Below are 15,617 nucleotides of genomic sequence, written 5' to 3' on the forward strand. Positions count from 1 at the left end.
TACCGACTATTTGCGCCGCTTGCCGGACTTGCGCCGGGGCGGCTCCGCGGCGGGCTCTTCCGGCGCGATCAGGCCGGTGAGCTTGCCGAGCAAGGCGATGCCGGGCAGCCTCGCCAACCGGCCGAGCACGTCCTCACCGAGCGAGACCATCGCCTCCAGCCGGGGCAGCAGGCGGTCATAGGCGGCGAAGGCCGGATCGGCCAGGGCCAAGGTGCGGTCGAGCCGATCGATGGTGGAGTTGAGCCGCTCGATCGCGGTCGACAGACTCTCGATCAAGCCGGGCAGTTGCGCGGCCAACTGCGCGGACGCGGGTGGCAGCCGCACCGCCGTGTCGAACGCCGACGTCGCGGTCAACTGGGCGGCTTCCAGCGCCTGGCCCGCGGCCGTCTGCGCCGCCTCGACCGCCGCCTGCGCGGCGGCCACGACGTCGGCGGGGCCGGGTACACGCCCTCCGGGCAGCTTCGGGGTCGGCGGTCTACGACCCGGGCGTCTCGGGTTCGTCATGGGAACACTGTGCCGCACGCCCCGCCGAAGGACCGGCCCTCGCGCGTTCGGCGTGTCGGAGGGTCGTGGCATAGTTCGAACACCATGAAACTCAGCAAGGGCGCGAACGCAGCGGTACCGACATCCCTTCTAGCCGTGGTTGTTTCATGGCGATCGGAGCACACGGTGGACGCGCACGCCGTGCTGCTGGACGCGTCCGGCTCGGTGCGCTCGGACCGTGACCTGGTGTTCTACAACGCGCCGCGCCACGTTTCCCAGGCGGTCACGCTCGACCAAGAGCCCGCGCCGGGTACCGCGCGGCTGAGCGTGTCGCTGCCGCGCACCGAAGCCGACGTCGACCGTATCGTCGTCTCCGGCTCGGTGGAGGAGGGCACGTTCGCCGACATCCACGGGCTCGCCGTCACCGTGCACTCGGTCGACGGGGCGGTCGCGACGTTCGAGATCGACGGCTCGGACGCGGTGTCCGCGCTGATGTTCGGCGAGTTCTACCGCCACGACGGGCACTGGCGGTTCCGCGCGGTCGGCCAAGGCTGGTCCAGCGGCCTGGCCGGATTGGTCAGCGAGTTCGGCGTCCAGGTCGACGATCCCTCCGCACCCGCCCGCACCACCCATCCCACCAACCCGTTCCGGGTACGTCGCCCGGCGACCGATCCGTCCGCGCGCGAACCGCTTTCCCCGTCCGGAGCGGAACCCGCCGCCGAACGGTCCGCACGGCAAGGCCCGACCGCGACCCGGCGCTTCGCTCACGGATCGTTGCCCGCAGGCCACCCTGCGCGAAACGGAGAATCCCCGGCCGAAACCGAGCGAACGGACATCGCCGCCAACGCACCGGTCCAACGCGAACCCCTGCGCACCGACGTGCTCGACCGCGCGGATCTGTCTCCCCTGCGACAGCCACATACCCACCGCACGGTCGACCTCCACCGGCCCAGCCGCGACACCGCACCGCTCGCCGCGCCGCCCCCGCACCCGGAACTCGCGGACTGGCACCCGGATCCGGACAACCCGCAGGTCATGCGCTGGTGGGACGGCACCGCATGGACCGAGGACCGGCGGCTACGACCGCCGCCCGGCGACCGCCATTGCGCTCGCTGCGCAAACCCGCTGCGCCGCAAGTTCTTCGGCGGGCTCGCGCCGTGCGGGCGATGCGCCCAGGAGATCGAGGAGTACCTCCTCCACTGGCACACTCGGGCGTGGCGGGTGCTCACCGGCCACGGGCCGCGCGGCCCCGAATGGGCGCAGCTGTGGGCGTCGTTGCGCTACCAGCGCATCGACGCCGAAGCGGGCCGCGCGGCCTTGCGCGACGCGGCGCTCAGCTACGTGGAGCGGCTGGTCACCTTCGCCTTCGCCGACGGTGAAGTCCGGCACGCGGAACTGGAGCTGTTCGAGCACGCGGTCACCGAACTCGCGCTCGGCGGACCCCTCATCGAGGACCTGCGCAGGCGAATGCATCGCGGGAACACCCTCTACCGACTGCGCACGGGCGATCTGCCGATCGTCCGCACACCCGGCCTGCACTTGGACTCCGAGGAGAAGGTGCACCTCGACCTGCCCGCGACCCATGTGCGTCAGCTCGCCCGCGGCCCCAAGCTCACCGAGGGCAGACTGATCGGCAGCAACAAGAAGCTGCGTTTCGTCGGCGCCGACACCGGCATCGAGATGCCGTGGTCACGCGTGGTCTCCGTGCGCGCGGAACAGGGGACGGTGGTGGTGGCGGCCACTTCCGCGCGCGGCGGCGCGACCTTCGCCGTCGACGATCCGGACTACGTCTCGGCCGCGCTGGAAGGAGCGTTGCGCGTCGCCAAACGTCTGGTCCTCACCCCCGGCCAGCGCGACACCCGCAGCATCCCGCAGGAGGTGAAGGCGGAGGTGTGGCTGCGCGACGGCGGTCGCTGCGTCGAATGCGGCGACGGCCACTACTTGGAGTTCGACCACATCATCCCGCTCAGCCGCGGCGGCGCGACCAGCGCCGCCAACCTCCAGATCCTGTGCCGCGCGTGCAACCGGGCCAAAGGGGCCCGCATCTAGCCCGTCTCACTCGCCGAGCAGGCCCGCGGTGCGGCCCAGGTCGGCGAGCATCGCGTCGAACAGAATCTCCGGATTGTCCAGCGGTATCGGGTAGTTCCCGAACACCTCGAGCGTGACGTGGCCGTAGAGCCGCGCCCAGATCTGGATCATCAAGTACGTCACCCCGAGGTCCAGTTTCTCGGCGGGGAACTTCTGGCCCGATTCCGACAGCGCCGCCAGCAGTTCGGTCTGGAAATGCACCAGATCCTCGCGCAACTGCGGCGGGATGACGTCGGTCGAAGGCGTGACGATGTCGTAGTTCGCCAGCACTCGGCCCGCCGCGGCCAGGAAGACCCGGCCGAAGGGCTCGTCGAAGCGGCGCAGCGCGCGGGCCCGGCCCGCGCCGGGCGAGGCGAACACCAGGGTGAACTCCCTGGTGTGCGTCAGCGCCCAGCGCCGGAAGCCACGGCAGATGGCGAAGAACTGCACGGCGCCGTCATCGGGCAGCGTGGCGATCTCGGTGGTCAACTCCTCGGCCAGGTCGGCGCAGAAGTCCAGCCGCAGCCGCTCCAGCAGGTCTTCGAGCGAGTCGTAGTACCGGTACAGCGCAGGGGCGGTGACACCGAGTTCGCGCGCGATGGCGCGCAGGGTGACAGCATCGGGCCCGCGCTCGACCAGCAGCGCGCCGGCCACCCGCCGGATGTCGGTGTCGGTCACCACCGGCGCGCGGCCCCGTGGTTTGGACTGTTGCACCGATCGATTCAAGCGTATTCGACTTCCCAGCGTTTGATCCCGTTCAGCCAGCCCGACCGCAACCGCACCGGCTCGGCCACCTGGCGCAGGTCGGGCATCGTGTCGGCGATGGCGTTGAACATCAGATCGATCTGCAACCGGGCCAGGTTCGCGCCCACGCAGTAGTGCGTGCCGGTGCCGCCGAAGCCCACGTGCGGGTTCGGATCGCGCAGCACGTCGAAGGTGAACGGATCGTCGAACGCTTCCTCGTCGAAATTGGCCGAGCTGTAGAACAATCCGAGCCGCCGGCCCTTCTCGATCTCCTGGCCGCCGAGCACGGTGTCCTGGGTCGCGGTGCGCTGGAAGGCGGTGACCGGTGTGGCCCACCGGACGATCTCGTCGGGCGCCGTGCGCGGACGCTGCTGCCGGTAGATCTCCCACTGCTCGGGGTGGTCCACGAACGCCTTCATGCCGTGGGTGATCGAGTTGCGCGTGGTCTCGTTGCCCGCCACCGACAGCAGGATGACGAAGAACGCGAACTCGTCCGAGGCGAGATGCGCACCGTCGATGTCGGCGTTCACCAGCTGGGTGACGATGTCCTCGGCCGGGCAGGCGCGCCGCTGCTCGGCCATGTTCCAGGCGTAACCCATGACCTCGGCGGTGGCGGCGTGGTGGTCGCCGTCGAACTCTGGGTCGTCGTAGGAGATCATCTGGTTGGACCAGTCGAAGATCTTCTTGCGGTCCTGCTGCGGGATGCCGATCAGCTCGGCGATGGCCTGCAACGGCAGTTCACAGGCGACCTGTTCGACGAAGTCGCCGCTGCCGGACTTCTTGGCCTCGTGCACGATCCGTGCGGCGCGTTCGGTCAGCGCGGCGCGCAGGCTCTCCACCGCCCGCGGGGTGAAGCCCTTGGCGATGACGCGGCGGGTCTTGGTGTGCTTGGGCGGGTCTTGGTTGAGCAACAGCATGTCGCCGAGCATGTCGATCTGCTCGCGCGTGGTCTCGTCGTCGAACCGGATGATCGCGGTGTTCTCGTGCGAGGAGAAGACCTCGGGGTTCTTGGAGATCTCCTTGATGTGCGCGAGCTTGGAGACGACCCAGTAGCCGCCGTCGTCGAAACCGCCGGCCCGATCGGATTGAGCGCACCACCACACCGGGGCGGTGCGGCGCAGTTCGGCGAATTCCTCGATGGGCAGGCGGGTGGCGAGCAGGTCGGGGTCGGTGAAGTCGAACCCCGTCGGGATCGAGGGCGTGGTCACGGCTGACTCCTACGGCGGTCTGGGCGCTGAACCGGCGAACGCGGTCAACAGTGATGCAACCACAGAACCAGGGTTTGTGAACAGCGTTTAGTAAAACACGTTTACTTTTAGCCTGGGCCCGCGCGTTGCGATCAGCGGCGGCGACCCCGCTCCACGACGACCGCCGTCGGCGCGAAGAACGCCGGGCGCGCCGCGAACGGTCAGAGCACCGGCACCAGCGGCGGCGGACGCCAGCGCCCCTGGAGGGCCTCCGCCTTCGGCGCGTACAAGCGCAGAGTCAGCGAGAATTGTCCCGATTCCGGGATGGGCAGCCAGTTCCCGGCCGCCACGGCCGGCCCCGGATCGACGTACTGCAACGCGATGTCAGCGGACCCGTCGGGGTTGATCGTGACCGGATCCGGATAGCCGACCGCGTAGATCCCCGCCGGATTGTGCACCAGATAGCTGTCGGCGTCATAGGCGGTCAGCGACCAGAAGTCGTCGACGGGCGGCAACTGGCCCGGCGCGAAGTGCAGCCGGAATCGGCCCGCGGCGCCGCCGGCATCCGCCGACGCGAACAGCGTCGGATAGAACGAGTTCTCGCTCATCAGGCTCGCGCCGAGCGCCACCCGCGCGATGACGGCGCGCAGCAGATAGTTGGTGCCGAACCGGCCCACCTCGGGGTCGACGAGCCAACCGTTCTCGTTGGCCGTCCGCGCGCCGAGAGACACCGGGATCTGCTGCTGAGCAGTCTTCACAGCCGCGGTGAGTTCGGTCTCGGAGAGACCCTCGACCGCGCCACCCGGCCGGATCCCGATCTTCTCGAAGCGCCGCATCGCGGGCTCGTCCCCGGACGCGGGCGGGTTGGTCGACAGCAGCGCGCACATCCGGTCGAAGAACATCCGCGGGTCCATCCCGGCGACCCATTCGGGCGGCGCCTGCACACTAGAATGCCTGGTCCCGGGGGGCGCGGGCGGCTCGGTGCCCGCCACCCAGGCACTCAGCGGCAGCAGCCGCAATCCCTCTTGCAGGGGGCGCACCGCCCGGAGATCGCGCTCACCGTAGACCTGGATCCCGACGTTCAGCCAGACCGTCGGCGTCGGCATCGGCAACGGCGTGAGACCTTCCGGCAGCGCACCCGACCACCCCGGACCGGTCACCGCATACGTATACGGCGGCCCGGCCGACTTCGCCGCAGGTCGACGACTGCTCGATTTGTGCACGATGTTCGACCAGGCATCCATCACCTCGGCCAGCCAGATCCGGCCGTCGTCCATGGCGGGCACGCTCAGCACCATGGGCTCGCTCGCCACATCGAGCCACGCGGTCGAATGCAGCGTGTCCCGGTCGAGCCGGACCACATCGCGCTGCGCCGGAGTGGGCAACGCGGCGGCATGCTGGAAACGATTGATCGGCGTGGCCGTCTCCGCCGCCACCCGGGTGACGTCCAGCAACACCAGCGGGTAGCCGAATACGTAGGCGTCTTTGGCGATCGTGGCGGCGTCACCGGGGACGGAATCCGGTGCGGAACCCTGCCCGGGTAGGCCACATGCCGCCGAACCGAGCGCGACCATCGACGACGCCGCCATGCCGAGCACCGTGCGCCGCGACACCGTGAGCTTGCCCTCGGTCCTCTCCGCCATGATCCGCTCCGTCCCCGATCCTATCGGCACCGCGGGATCCGCACCGGGAGTATGACCGCACTCCGCAGCGAAATCGCAGTTCACCGGGGCGGCTGTGGGACAGGGGACCGACCGCGCGACTGCGGACGATCGCCGCGCCCCGCCCGCGCTCAGAACGACAGGACGGCGTTCATGATGGTGCCCGCGCTGGTGGCGACGACCCCGCCGAGCATCGCGCCCGCGATCATCTTCGGCGACTGCAATCCGCCGCCGCTCCACTTCTCCCAGGCGAATCTGCCGCCCGCGTAGATGATGCTGACGATGCCGGACGCGAGCGCGAACCAGGTGAGATACCGGACGAACTGTAAGAGCTTGTCCGCCAAGGGCGGCGCCTCCGGGGTCGGGTTGCCGATCTGCGCCAACGTCGTGAACGAATCGCCGACCGACGCCAGAATGATGCTCACCGTTTGCTCCCTCTACGCTCGAATACAACCCTGCCGCCGACCAGCCACTATGCGAAAGTCGTTCGACCACCGATGAATTCGGCCGCACACCAGGATACGGGCACAGACACCACCGTGGTGTGCGCACGGCGCGGAACCTCCGCATCCAGCGGCGAGACCGGCAGCACGTTTCCGGGGTCCGGCTACCCGGTCGAGGGCGCGGGAAACACGAACTTCCCTGCGCTGCACGGACCTGACTGCATCGCGGCGAGCGAACGGATACGATCTTCTCAGCGAATCACTTGCCCCTGTCCCGAATCCAGAATGAGCGAACGACGATGATCCTGGCCGCCGCTTACGACACCCTGGCGCAGATCGGCAACCCCACTCCAGAAGCACCGCCGATCTCCGACAAGTTCCTCCAACTGGTCCGCTACCTGACGTGGTTCGTGCTCCTGTCGGGCATCTGCGGCATCATCTACGCCGGTGGCCGCTTCGCCTGGGAGAAGTGGACCGGCGGCGGGCTCGAGTCCCCGAAGATGGTGGCCGGAGCCATGATCGGCGGGGTGGTCGCCACCAGCGCGGGCACCATCATGAACGCCGTCATCGGCTGACCCGCCAGGCAGCCGAATCGTAAACCGCTATAGCTTCTCGCTATCGCCAGAGGTCAGTGCAGGATGCCAGCGACTCGTACAGCGCGCGGCCGGTCCGGGAACTCCCCGAGTAACCGGGCGTAGAGCTGCGCGTCGTCGACTCGGACGATGGCGTCAGCGGACCGGAATCAACCGGGTCGGGTGATCTCGAGCCCTGCTCACTCGCGTGCCGTCGTGCCAGACTGGGCCGGTGAGCGAACGCAGCGAAAGCGACACATCGGACGAACCCACACCCCGTGATCGCGGTGATGTCATCGGTGTGGGCCTGCTGTGGCTGGCCAAGTGGGCGCTGTGCGTCGTCGCGATCGCGGCGGGCGCGTGGGTGCTCGGCTACCTGGTCGCCCGGCTGTGGGTGGTGATCCTGCCGGTGGCGCTGGCGATCGTGATCGCCACCGTGCTGTGGCCGCCGGTACGCTGGCTCACCGCCCGCGGCTTGCCGCCTGCCGCGGCGGCCTCGATCGCGGTGCTCGGTTTCCTCGCTGTGCTGGCCGGGGTCATCGCGCTGATCGTGCCCTCGGTGGTGGACCAGGTCCCGGAACTGGCCGACAAAGCGAGCGCGGGCGTCAACCAGGTGCGCGACTGGTTGCAGGGGCCGCCGTTGCGAGTTCGCGAAGAGCAGTTGAATTCGGCGGTCGACGCGATCGTGTCGCGCTTGCAGTCGAGTTCAGCGCAGATCGCGACCGGCGTGTTCAGCGGCGTGACCACCGCGACGTCGGCGCTGATCACCCTGTTCCTGGTGCTTGTGCTGAGCTTCTTCTTCGTCAAGGACGGGCCGCGTTTCCTGCCCTGGCTGCACAGCGTCTCCGGCAGCCGCGGCGGCAGGCACCTGGAGGAGGTGCTCAGCCGGATCTGGGTCGTGCTCGGCGGGTTCATCCGGACCCAGGCGCTGGTCAGCCTGGTCGACGCGGTGCTCATCGGCGCCGGTCTGGTCATCCTCGGGGTGCCGCTGGCGCTGGTTCTCGCGGTGATCACCTTCCTGGGCGGATTCGTCCCCATGGTCGGCGCGTTCGTCGCCGGCGCCCTCGCGGTGCTGGTCGCGCTGGTGGGCAACGGCTTCGTCACCGCGTTGATCGTGCTCGGCATCGTGGTCGCCGTGCAGCAGTTGGAGGGCAACGTGCTGCAACCGGTGTTGCAGAGCCGCAGCATGCGCCTGCACGCGGTCATCGTGCTGCTGGCGGTCACCGCGGGCGGCTCGCTGTACGGGATCGTCGGCGCGTTCCTGGCCGTGCCCGTTGTCGCGATGGTCGCGGTCGTCCTGCGTTATGTCGGCGAGCAGATCGACGCGGCCACCGCGCCGCCCCCGCAACCGGAGAGCGAGCCCGCGGACTGACGCGGCACCGGCACGGCCACGCACCATCGTTGCGCTCAGCCCGAACGTAACCATCGCCGTTACCCCCCGCGGTTCCTAGCGTCAGTGGGCATGACAACTGATGTGGGCACCCCGCTCAACGACATCGCCGACGCCCCGGCGAACGGGCGTACCCCGGTCGGCACCACGCTGATCGCCGATTAGCCGCCGTCCCAACCAGATCGATCACTCACCAGAAGGAGGACCTTCCCGATGACCGAACCAGACCTGTCCCAGAACTGGAGCTTCGAGACGAAGCAGATCCACGTCGGACAGATTCCGGACGGCACGACCAACGCCCGCGCCCTGCCGATCTACCAGACCACCTCCTACACCTTCCGCGACACCGCGCACGCGGCGGCGCTGTTCGGTCTGGCCGAGCCCGGCAACATCTACACCAGGATCATGAACCCGACCCAGGACGCGGTGGAGCAGCGCATCGCCGCCCTGGAAGGCGGCGTGGCCGCCCTGCTGCTGGCCTCCGGGCAGGCTGCGGAGACCTTCGCGATCCTCAACATCGCCGGAGCCGGCGACCACATCGTCTCCAGCCCGCGCCTCTACGGCGGCACCTACAACCTCTTCCACTACTCGCTGCCCAAGCTCGGCATCGAGGTCTCCTTCGTCGAGGACCCCGACGACCTCGAGCAGTGGAAAGCCGCCATTCGCCCGAACACCAAGGCGCTGTACGGCGAAACGATCTCCAACCCGCAGAACCACATCCTCGACATCCCGGGGATCGCGGGCATCGCGCACGACAACGGTGTGCCGCTGATCGTGGACAACACCGTCGCCACGCCCTACCTGATCCAGCCGCTGGCCCACGGCGCCGACATCGTCGTGCACTCGGCCACCAAGTACCTCGGCGGACACGGCGCGGCCATCGCGGGCGTGATCGTGGACGGTGGCACGTTCGACTGGACCGGCGGCCGATTCCCCGGCTTCACCGAACCCGACCCGAGTTACCACGGTGTCGTGTACGCCGAACTGGGTGCGCCCGCCTATGCGCTCAAGGCGCGCGTGCAACTGCTGCGCGACCTCGGCTCCGCGGTATCGCCGTTCAACGCGTTCCTGATCAGCCAGGGCCTGGAGACGCTGAGCCTGCGGGTGGAGCGGCACGTGCGGAACGCGCAGGCCGTGGCCGAATTCCTCACCACCCGTTCGGAAGTCACCTCGGTCTCCTACGCGGGCCTGCCGTCGTCGCCGTGGTACGAGCGGGGCCGAGCGCTCGCGCCGAAGGGCGCCGGCGCGGTGATCGGCTTCGAGCTGGCCGGCGGAGTGGACGCGGGCAAGCGGTTCGTCGAGGCGCTGCGCCTGCACAGTCACGTCGCCAACATCGGTGACGTGCGCTCGCTGGTGATCCACCCCGCCTCCACCACGCACTCGCAGCTCACACCGGAAGAGCAGCTGGCCGCGGGCGTCACGCCCGGCTTGGTCCGGCTCGCGGTCGGCATCGAGGGAATCGACGACATCATCGCCGATCTGCGTACCGGATTCGACGCGGCGTCCTGACGCGTTGCGCCCCGGCGGGATCGGGTGGCTCCTGGTCGCGGGCCGCGTGCGGCCCGGCTGTGCCCACCCGCCCGTCGCGGGTGGGCACGGCGTCGAACGCGTCGCGGTCGCGGTGTGCCCCTCGTAGAACACCCGCGGCAGCGGCTCGTTCGCGACGGCGTACCGCCGGGGCCCCGGTGGGCGCCCGGTCGGGCCGCGATATGGATCCGAACCCGCCCGGCGGGGTAGCGCCCCGTTTCGAGGGCGATTTCCCTGATTTCCGTTGGAAAATGCCACCACGGCGCGGTTGCTATCGGTTGACCACGGGGGCAAAGCCATTCGGTTACGGCACGTGGATTCGATTGGCGGAAGCGTGGTTCGCCGCAATCGAAAACAAAATCGGACTTCCGCGCATCCATAAGGCTTTCTGAATCGAACTAGAAGGGTAGGTACATGTCCTCGTCAGAATGAGGTGGGTAAGTCCATGGGCACAGCAGTACCCGAAATCGACACTCCGGCACATCCCTTTTTTCGCCGCGCCGCCACTCTGGTCGTCGCGGGCGCCATCCCGTTGTCCTTGGTCGGCGCCGCCGCGACCGCCACCGCCGACCCGCTGCTGCCGGAGATCTCCGTCCAGGTCCCGTTCGCCCCGGGGCCCGGCCTGGGCGTGATCCCGGTGGCCGATCCCGCGGATCCCGCGGCCATTCCGCCCGCGCCCCCGGTGTCCGCGGGCCGCAACGACCTGAGCGTCAACCGGCCGATGCCGGATCCGAATCTGCTCGCGCCGATCGACCCGCAGCGGCTGCACCTGCCCAACCCGGCCGCTCCGGCGCCCGCGGTCGCGCCGATCGAGGCGCCGCCCGGCACGCTGCGGGTGGGTTCGGTGGTGATCGGCCGACCGGACTTCATGACCCCCGAGCAGGGCAAGATGTTCAACGACGCGATCGCGGGCCCGGAAGCGGGCATCGCGCAGACCTTGGATTCGGCCGGCTTCGAGCCGTCGCGTTCCGACCGCATCGCCGCCGACCTGATCGGCTCCACCGCCATCGGCGCCTCGGCTGGCAGCATGGTGGCCGCGCCGGTCGCCTCGATCGGGGCGGTCATCGGCGCCATCTGCGGCGCCATCGCGGGCTTGCCGATGTTTCCGACCGGGACAGTAGCCGTCATGGCCCTCGGCGCCGCCATCGGTTACGGATTCGTCGCCTCCCCGGCCATCGCCGTCGGCGCGGCCGTCGGCGCGGGTGTCGGTGTGCTGCAAGGCCTTTTGACGCCGCCCACGATTCCGGCCGCGTGATTCCGGGCGCCGCGAACCGCTGGCAGCACGCGGTATCCGGCGTCCATTTTCGATTATGCGCGATATCCGCGAAGACCCGGTTTTCCGCCGGGTCTTCTGCTTTTTACGCGAAATAGCCGATGTTTAGCCGAGCGGTAACGGGCTACTGCGAAAAGGATCGGCTGAAGATGGCCGGCCGGTCGCTTCAGAAGGAGGTTGTGACATGAGCACAGTCGACAAAGCGAAGAACAAGACCGACAAAGTCGCTGGTCAGGCCAAGGAAAAGCTCGGCAAGGCCGCAGGCGATCGCGGCAAGCGCGACGAAGGGCGCACCGACCAGATCAAGTCCGACCTGAAAGACGCGGGCGAGAAGGTCAAGGACGCCTTCCGGCACTGACCGCCGCTTGTTGTAGTGCGCTGTCGGACATAGCCCGGGCGGGCCGCACGGCCGGCGGAAACGCGGCCGAACCAGCGCGCCCGGCCGGAGCGAAAGCGCAGGTAGATATATCAGGCGGATGGCCGCATCGAGCGGTCGTCCGCTTTCTTTCGGAGAAACCGGCTCAACCAGTCGAGCGCACCACAGCTCCGGCGACCGCTAGTCGGCGGCGCCGCGCCCGGCGCCCTCCTCCTCGACGAGCCGCAGCTCGCTCGGCCACCAGATCCTGCGCCCGATCAGGCTGAACAGCGCGGGAATCACCACTGTGCGCACGACGAACGTGTCGAGCAGGATGCCGAGGCCGACCACGATGCCGACCTGGGTCAGGGTGATCAGCGGGAGCACGCCGAGCACACAGAACACCGCCGCCAGCACGATGCCCGCACTGGTGATCACCGCGCCGGTCACCGACACCGCCCGCACCATGCCGTGCGTGGTGCCGTGCCCAGGGGTCTCCTCCCGCGCCCGGGTCACCAGGAAGATCGTGTAGTCGACGCCTAATGCGACCAGGAAGAGGAACGCGAACAGCGGCACGCTGATGTCCAATGCCGGGAAACCCAATACGTGCTCGCTCATCCAGCTGCCCAGCCCGAGCGCGGCCAGCGCGCTCAACACCGTCACCGCCACCAGCAACACCGCGGCGGGCACCGCGCGCAGCAGCGCCAGCAACACCATGAGCACCACGACGAGGATGAGCGGGATGATCAGCCTGCGGTCTCGGCTCGCGGCGGTCTGAACGTCCAGCGCCTGTGCGTCGGCGCCGCCTACCATCGCGTCGGCTCCCGGCACCTGAGCCACCGACGCGCGCAGCGCCTCGATCGTGTCGAAGGCACGTGCGGAGGACGGCGGCGCGTCGATCACCACGGCCCAGCGGGTCAGCCCGGTCGGCGAGGTGCCGGTCTGCCAGGTCATCACCACGCCGTCCGTGCGGTGGAACGCCGCGTCGATCGCCACCACCGCATCGCCCCGCGCGAGGACAATCGCGGGATCGGCTGCGCCGGAGGGGAAATGCCTGGCCAGAGTGTCGAATCCGGCGACCGACTCCGCGCGGACCCGGAACTGCTCGGTCTGCGAGAGACCCACCCGCGTCGACAGCAACCCGGTGGCACAGATGGCCAGCGCCACGAGGGCGCTCGCGGCGACCACCGCGGGCCTACGCACCACGCGCGCGGCGATCGCATGCCAGATGCCCTCGTCCGCCGTATCGCGGTCGTCGACCTCCGGCACGAACGGCCAGAACACGTTACGCCCGCACAGCGCGAGCGCGGCGGGCAGCGCGAGCAGGACGAACACCACCGCCACCAGCAATCCGAGCGCGGCCATCACGCCGAGGCTGCGGGTGCTGGGCACCGAGGCGAACAGCAGCACGAGCAGCGCGACGACCACCGTCACGTTGCTGGCCAGGATCGCGGGACCGGCGCGCCGCACCGCCTGGCGCAAGGCCGTGCGATGGTCGGCTTCCCGGTGCAGTTCGTCGCGATAGCGCGACACCAGCAACAGCGCGTAGTTGGTACCCGCACCGAATACCAGCACGCTGGTGACACCGGAGGTCGAGCCGTCGAAGGTGAGAGCGGTCACGCGCGCGAGCGCGGTTGCGGCGCCGGTGGCCACCCGATCGGCCGCGCCGACCACCGCGAGCGGCACCAGCCACAGCACCGGGGAGCGGTACGTGGCGATCAGCAGCACGGCGACGACCACCGCGGTCACCGTCAGCAGAGTGACATTGGCGCCGGAGAACGCATCGGCGATGTCGGCGCCGAAGGCGGGACCGCCGGTGACCTGCACAGCGAGACGGTCGGGCAAGCCGTCGCGCGCGACGGTACGGATGTCCTCGATGCGGTCGGTCAGCGCGAATCCACTCAGGCCGGCATCCACGGGCACCTGCCCGATCGCCGCTTTCCGGTCCGGTGCGGTGAGCAGGTCGGCCGGGCCGGGCGCTCGTCCCGTGGCGCGGGCCACCGCCGCCGCGGTGGCATTGCGGTCGTCACCGGTCAGCTCACCGCCATCGGCGCGCGTGACCACGATGATCGCTGCGGCCGACCCCGCGTCCGGGAACTCCCCGAGCGCCTGTTCGACCCGAGCCGATTCCGCGGAGGACGGCAGCGCGGTGGGGGCCTGCCCGGCGGACTCGTTCTCGCCCACCGCGGCGATCAGGCCGATCGACGCGGCGATGAGCGCCACGAGCAGCACCCACGAGGTCCGGGCGGTCACCATCGAGGCATAGCGATCCCAAGCGCTCACCTGGCAACTCTCTCAGAAATTCAGATATTCAGCAGCCACCTACGCCACCGATCCGGCCGACCACAGGCGGGTCGTCCCGCGCTACGACGAGCACGGCCTGGACGTGGCTGCTTCACACCGCTCGGGCGGCAGACCCGCGCCGCGCTGGCCGAAACTGCCCGACGCGGATCTGCGCGCCGCGCACCGCGTGCTGATCGCGGTCGTCCACGCCCCGCGCGAGCATTACGCCGAATCGATCGGCGGGTGAAGGCCTCCGCCCGGCCTCGCGTCAGTCCCGCAGTGCCTGCTCGCGCAGCGATTTCAAGGTCTTCGACAGGATCCGCGAGACCTGCATCTGCGAGCAGCCGATCCGCTGGGCGATCTGCTCCTGGGACATCGAGTCGAAGAAGCGCATCACCAGCACCTGCTTCTCGCGTTCCGGCAACGCCGCCAGCAGCGGCTGCACCGCCAGGTAGTTCTCCACGGTGCTGAAATCCGGGTCCTCGGCGCCGAGCGAGTCCAGCAGCGAGGGACCGCCGGACTCCGTGTCGTCGGTGTCCGAGGCGGCGTCGATCGACGAGGTCTGGTAGGCGTTGCGCGCGATCAGCGCCTGGGTCACCTCGTTCAGGTCCGCACCCAATTCCTGGGCGATCTCCCGCGCCCGCGGCATCCGGCCCAAACGCTGGGACAGGATCTCCACCGTCGGACCGATGGTGGACTGGATCTCCTTGAGCCGACGCGGCACTCGCACCGACCAGGCGTAGTCGCGGAAATGCCTGCGCACTTCGCCCATGATCGTCGGCACCGCGAACGACAGGAAGGTCGCGCCGTGCCCCGGATCGAAGCGGTCGACGGCGGCGAGCATGCCCACCCGCGCGATCTGCAACAGGTCCTCGAAACTCTCGCCGCGGCCACTGAACTTGCGGGCGATGTGTTCGGCAAGCGGCAGGCAGCGCTGGATCAGCTCGGTGCGTACGGCTTCCCGGCGCGGATCATCCGGGGCCAGCGCGGCCAGTTCGGCGAAGAGCGGCTCGATATTGTCGTAGGTGTCTCCCCGCGACTTCCGCTTGGCAGCAGCCTGTTTCGACTCGCTACTCATTATTCGAGCCGCCGCGCACCCAACGGAAGTCGACGACAGTCGGGTAGCCGCCCGCCGCGGAGTCGTGTGCGCCTCGGGTCGCCGAGACCGAATCCGTCAACGTCGCCACGATGTGCCAGCCGAAGCCGGACTCGTCCGGGCTGGTGTCCGACACCGTGACGGTGGAGACGCGCACGTCCACCGCGTCGTCCTCGAAGCCGAACGCACACTCCAGCTCCGCCCCGTCCACCGCGTCCAGCACCAGCGCGCTGGCCACCTCGTCCAGAGCCAGCCGGATGTCGGTCACCTCATCGATGCCGAAATCGGCCATGAGCGTGACCGTCTCGGCCAACGCACGCAGCATCGCCAGCTGTTCGGACACCGCGGGCACCCGCACGCTGATCGTGCCGGTCCGCGTCGTAGCGGGAGGAGTCCCCTCACCCTTGCTCATGCACCGCTCCCAGAAGTCGCGCCGTCCGTTCGGAGCGCCAAGCCTACGCCCTCTGGCCCACCCGGTTCGATCGGCCACCGCACGGCGCGCGTCTTCGGTCCGAAGCGGCAGTTCGCCAGGGGCG

General features: G+C 69.3%; 15 protein-coding genes. 7 read left to right on the forward strand and 8 right to left on the reverse strand.

What is annotated here, in order from left to right; genetic code table 11:
* Window positions 1–6: 6 nt before the first annotated feature.
* Window positions 7–504 carry a hypothetical protein gene (locus tag ACT89H_RS15530; RefSeq protein ID WP_445109291.1) on the reverse strand — a complete coding sequence of 166 codons (498 nt, stop codon included), beginning with the start codon at window positions 502–504 and terminating at the stop codon, window positions 7–9.
* 84 nt (window positions 505–588) lie between these two features.
* Between ACT89H_RS15530 and ACT89H_RS15535 the strand changes: the two genes are divergently transcribed.
* The gene (locus ACT89H_RS15535) at window positions 589–2,532 is read left to right on the forward strand and encodes a TerD family protein (protein ID WP_445109292.1); all 1,944 of its coding nucleotides are present in this window, start codon (window positions 589–591) and stop codon (window positions 2,530–2,532) included.
* A gap of 6 nt (window positions 2,533–2,538) precedes the next feature.
* Here ACT89H_RS15535 and ACT89H_RS15540 read toward each other — a convergent pair whose 3' ends face one another.
* From ACT89H_RS15540 to ACT89H_RS15555, 4 genes are all read right to left on the reverse strand, one after another.
* A complete protein-coding gene (locus ACT89H_RS15540; RefSeq protein WP_445109293.1) occupies window positions 2,539–3,264 on the reverse strand; it encodes a TetR/AcrR family transcriptional regulator in 726 nt (241 codons plus the stop codon).
* 8 nt (window positions 3,265–3,272) lie between these two features.
* Window positions 3,273–4,502 carry a cytochrome P450 gene (locus tag ACT89H_RS15545; protein ID WP_445109294.1) on the reverse strand — a complete coding sequence of 410 codons (1,230 nt, stop codon included), beginning with the start codon at window positions 4,500–4,502 and terminating at the stop codon, window positions 3,273–3,275.
* A gap of 200 nt (window positions 4,503–4,702) precedes the next feature.
* Window positions 4,703–6,124 carry a DUF1254 domain-containing protein gene (locus ACT89H_RS15550; protein WP_445109295.1) on the reverse strand — a complete coding sequence of 474 codons (1,422 nt, stop codon included), beginning with the start codon at window positions 6,122–6,124 and terminating at the stop codon, window positions 4,703–4,705.
* Between the two features lie 149 nt (window positions 6,125–6,273).
* On the reverse strand, window positions 6,274–6,567 hold the full coding sequence (locus ACT89H_RS15555; protein WP_445109296.1) for a hypothetical protein: 294 nt from the start codon (window positions 6,565–6,567) through the stop codon (window positions 6,274–6,276).
* Window positions 6,568–6,884: 317 nt separating this feature from the next.
* Between ACT89H_RS15555 and ACT89H_RS15560 the strand changes: the two genes are divergently transcribed.
* The 5 genes from ACT89H_RS15560 (at window position 6,885) to ACT89H_RS15580 (ending at window position 11,705) form a co-directional block, all read left to right on the forward strand.
* The gene (locus tag ACT89H_RS15560; RefSeq protein WP_043722149.1) at window positions 6,885–7,160 is read left to right on the forward strand and encodes a hypothetical protein; all 276 of its coding nucleotides are present in this window, start codon (window positions 6,885–6,887) and stop codon (window positions 7,158–7,160) included.
* 229 nt (window positions 7,161–7,389) lie between these two features.
* Window positions 7,390–8,529 (forward strand): AI-2E family transporter, encoded by a 1,140-nt coding sequence (locus ACT89H_RS15565; protein WP_445109297.1) that lies wholly within the window; start codon window positions 7,390–7,392, stop codon window positions 8,527–8,529.
* 231 nt (window positions 8,530–8,760) lie between these two features.
* Window positions 8,761–10,056 carry a bifunctional o-acetylhomoserine/o-acetylserine sulfhydrylase gene (locus ACT89H_RS15570; RefSeq protein ID WP_445109298.1) on the forward strand — a complete coding sequence of 432 codons (1,296 nt, stop codon included), beginning with the start codon at window positions 8,761–8,763 and terminating at the stop codon, window positions 10,054–10,056.
* Window positions 10,057–10,519: 463 nt separating this feature from the next.
* On the forward strand, window positions 10,520–11,329 hold the full coding sequence (locus ACT89H_RS15575) for a hypothetical protein (protein WP_445109299.1): 810 nt from the start codon (window positions 10,520–10,522) through the stop codon (window positions 11,327–11,329).
* Window positions 11,330–11,531: 202 nt separating this feature from the next.
* Entirely contained in the window at window positions 11,532–11,705 is a 174-nt protein-coding gene (locus ACT89H_RS15580) for a CsbD family protein (protein ID WP_445109300.1), read from the forward strand.
* A 198-nt stretch (window positions 11,706–11,903) separates the two neighbouring features.
* Here the strand turns inward: ACT89H_RS15580 and ACT89H_RS15585 are convergent, their stop codons facing one another.
* Window positions 11,904–13,958 carry an MMPL family transporter gene (locus ACT89H_RS15585; protein WP_445109350.1) on the reverse strand — a complete coding sequence of 685 codons (2,055 nt, stop codon included), beginning with the start codon at window positions 13,956–13,958 and terminating at the stop codon, window positions 11,904–11,906.
* Between the two features lie 130 nt (window positions 13,959–14,088).
* Here ACT89H_RS15585 and ACT89H_RS15590 point away from each other — a divergent pair, with 130 nt between their 5' ends.
* Window positions 14,089–14,232 (forward strand): hypothetical protein, encoded by a 144-nt coding sequence (locus ACT89H_RS15590; protein ID WP_445109301.1) that lies wholly within the window; start codon window positions 14,089–14,091, stop codon window positions 14,230–14,232.
* Window positions 14,233–14,253: 21 nt separating this feature from the next.
* Here ACT89H_RS15590 and ACT89H_RS15595 read toward each other — a convergent pair whose 3' ends face one another.
* Window positions 14,254–15,063, reverse strand: coding sequence for an RNA polymerase sigma factor SigF (locus tag ACT89H_RS15595; RefSeq protein WP_445109302.1), 810 nt, complete (start codon window positions 15,061–15,063; stop codon window positions 14,254–14,256).
* On the reverse strand, window positions 15,056–15,493 hold the full coding sequence (locus ACT89H_RS15600; RefSeq protein ID WP_445109303.1) for an ATP-binding protein: 438 nt from the start codon (window positions 15,491–15,493) through the stop codon (window positions 15,056–15,058). The genes ACT89H_RS15595 and ACT89H_RS15600 overlap by 8 nt, the downstream gene beginning before the upstream one ends.
* Window positions 15,494–15,617 lie beyond the last annotated feature (124 nt).

The organism is Nocardia aegles, from assembly GCF_052545135.1.

Bases quoted from the DNA above. Each gene is read 5' to 3' on its own strand.
- ACT89H_RS15530 (WP_445109291.1), bottom strand. From the start codon at position 504: ATGACGAACCCGAGACGCCCGGGTCGTAGACCGCCGACCCCGAAGCTG.
- ACT89H_RS15535 (WP_445109292.1), top strand. From the start codon at position 589: ATGAAACTCAGCAAGGGCGCGAACGCAGCGGTACCGACATCCCTTCTA.
- ACT89H_RS15550 (WP_445109295.1), bottom strand. From the start codon at position 6,124: ATGGCGGAGAGGACCGAGGGCAAGCTCACGGTGTCGCGGCGCACGGTG.
- ACT89H_RS15560 (WP_043722149.1), top strand. From the start codon at position 6,885: ATGATCCTGGCCGCCGCTTACGACACCCTGGCGCAGATCGGCAACCCC.
- ACT89H_RS15570 (WP_445109298.1), top strand. From the start codon at position 8,761: ATGACCGAACCAGACCTGTCCCAGAACTGGAGCTTCGAGACGAAGCAG.
- ACT89H_RS15575 (WP_445109299.1), top strand. From the start codon at position 10,520: ATGGGCACAGCAGTACCCGAAATCGACACTCCGGCACATCCCTTTTTT.
- ACT89H_RS15580 (WP_445109300.1), top strand. From the start codon at position 11,532: ATGAGCACAGTCGACAAAGCGAAGAACAAGACCGACAAAGTCGCTGGT.
- ACT89H_RS15585 (WP_445109350.1), bottom strand. From the start codon at position 13,958: ATGGTGACCGCCCGGACCTCGTGGGTGCTGCTCGTGGCGCTCATCGCC.
- ACT89H_RS15595 (WP_445109302.1), bottom strand. From the start codon at position 15,063: ATGAGTAGCGAGTCGAAACAGGCTGCTGCCAAGCGGAAGTCGCGGGGA.
- ACT89H_RS15600 (WP_445109303.1), bottom strand. From the start codon at position 15,493: ATGAGCAAGGGTGAGGGGACTCCTCCCGCTACGACGCGGACCGGCACG.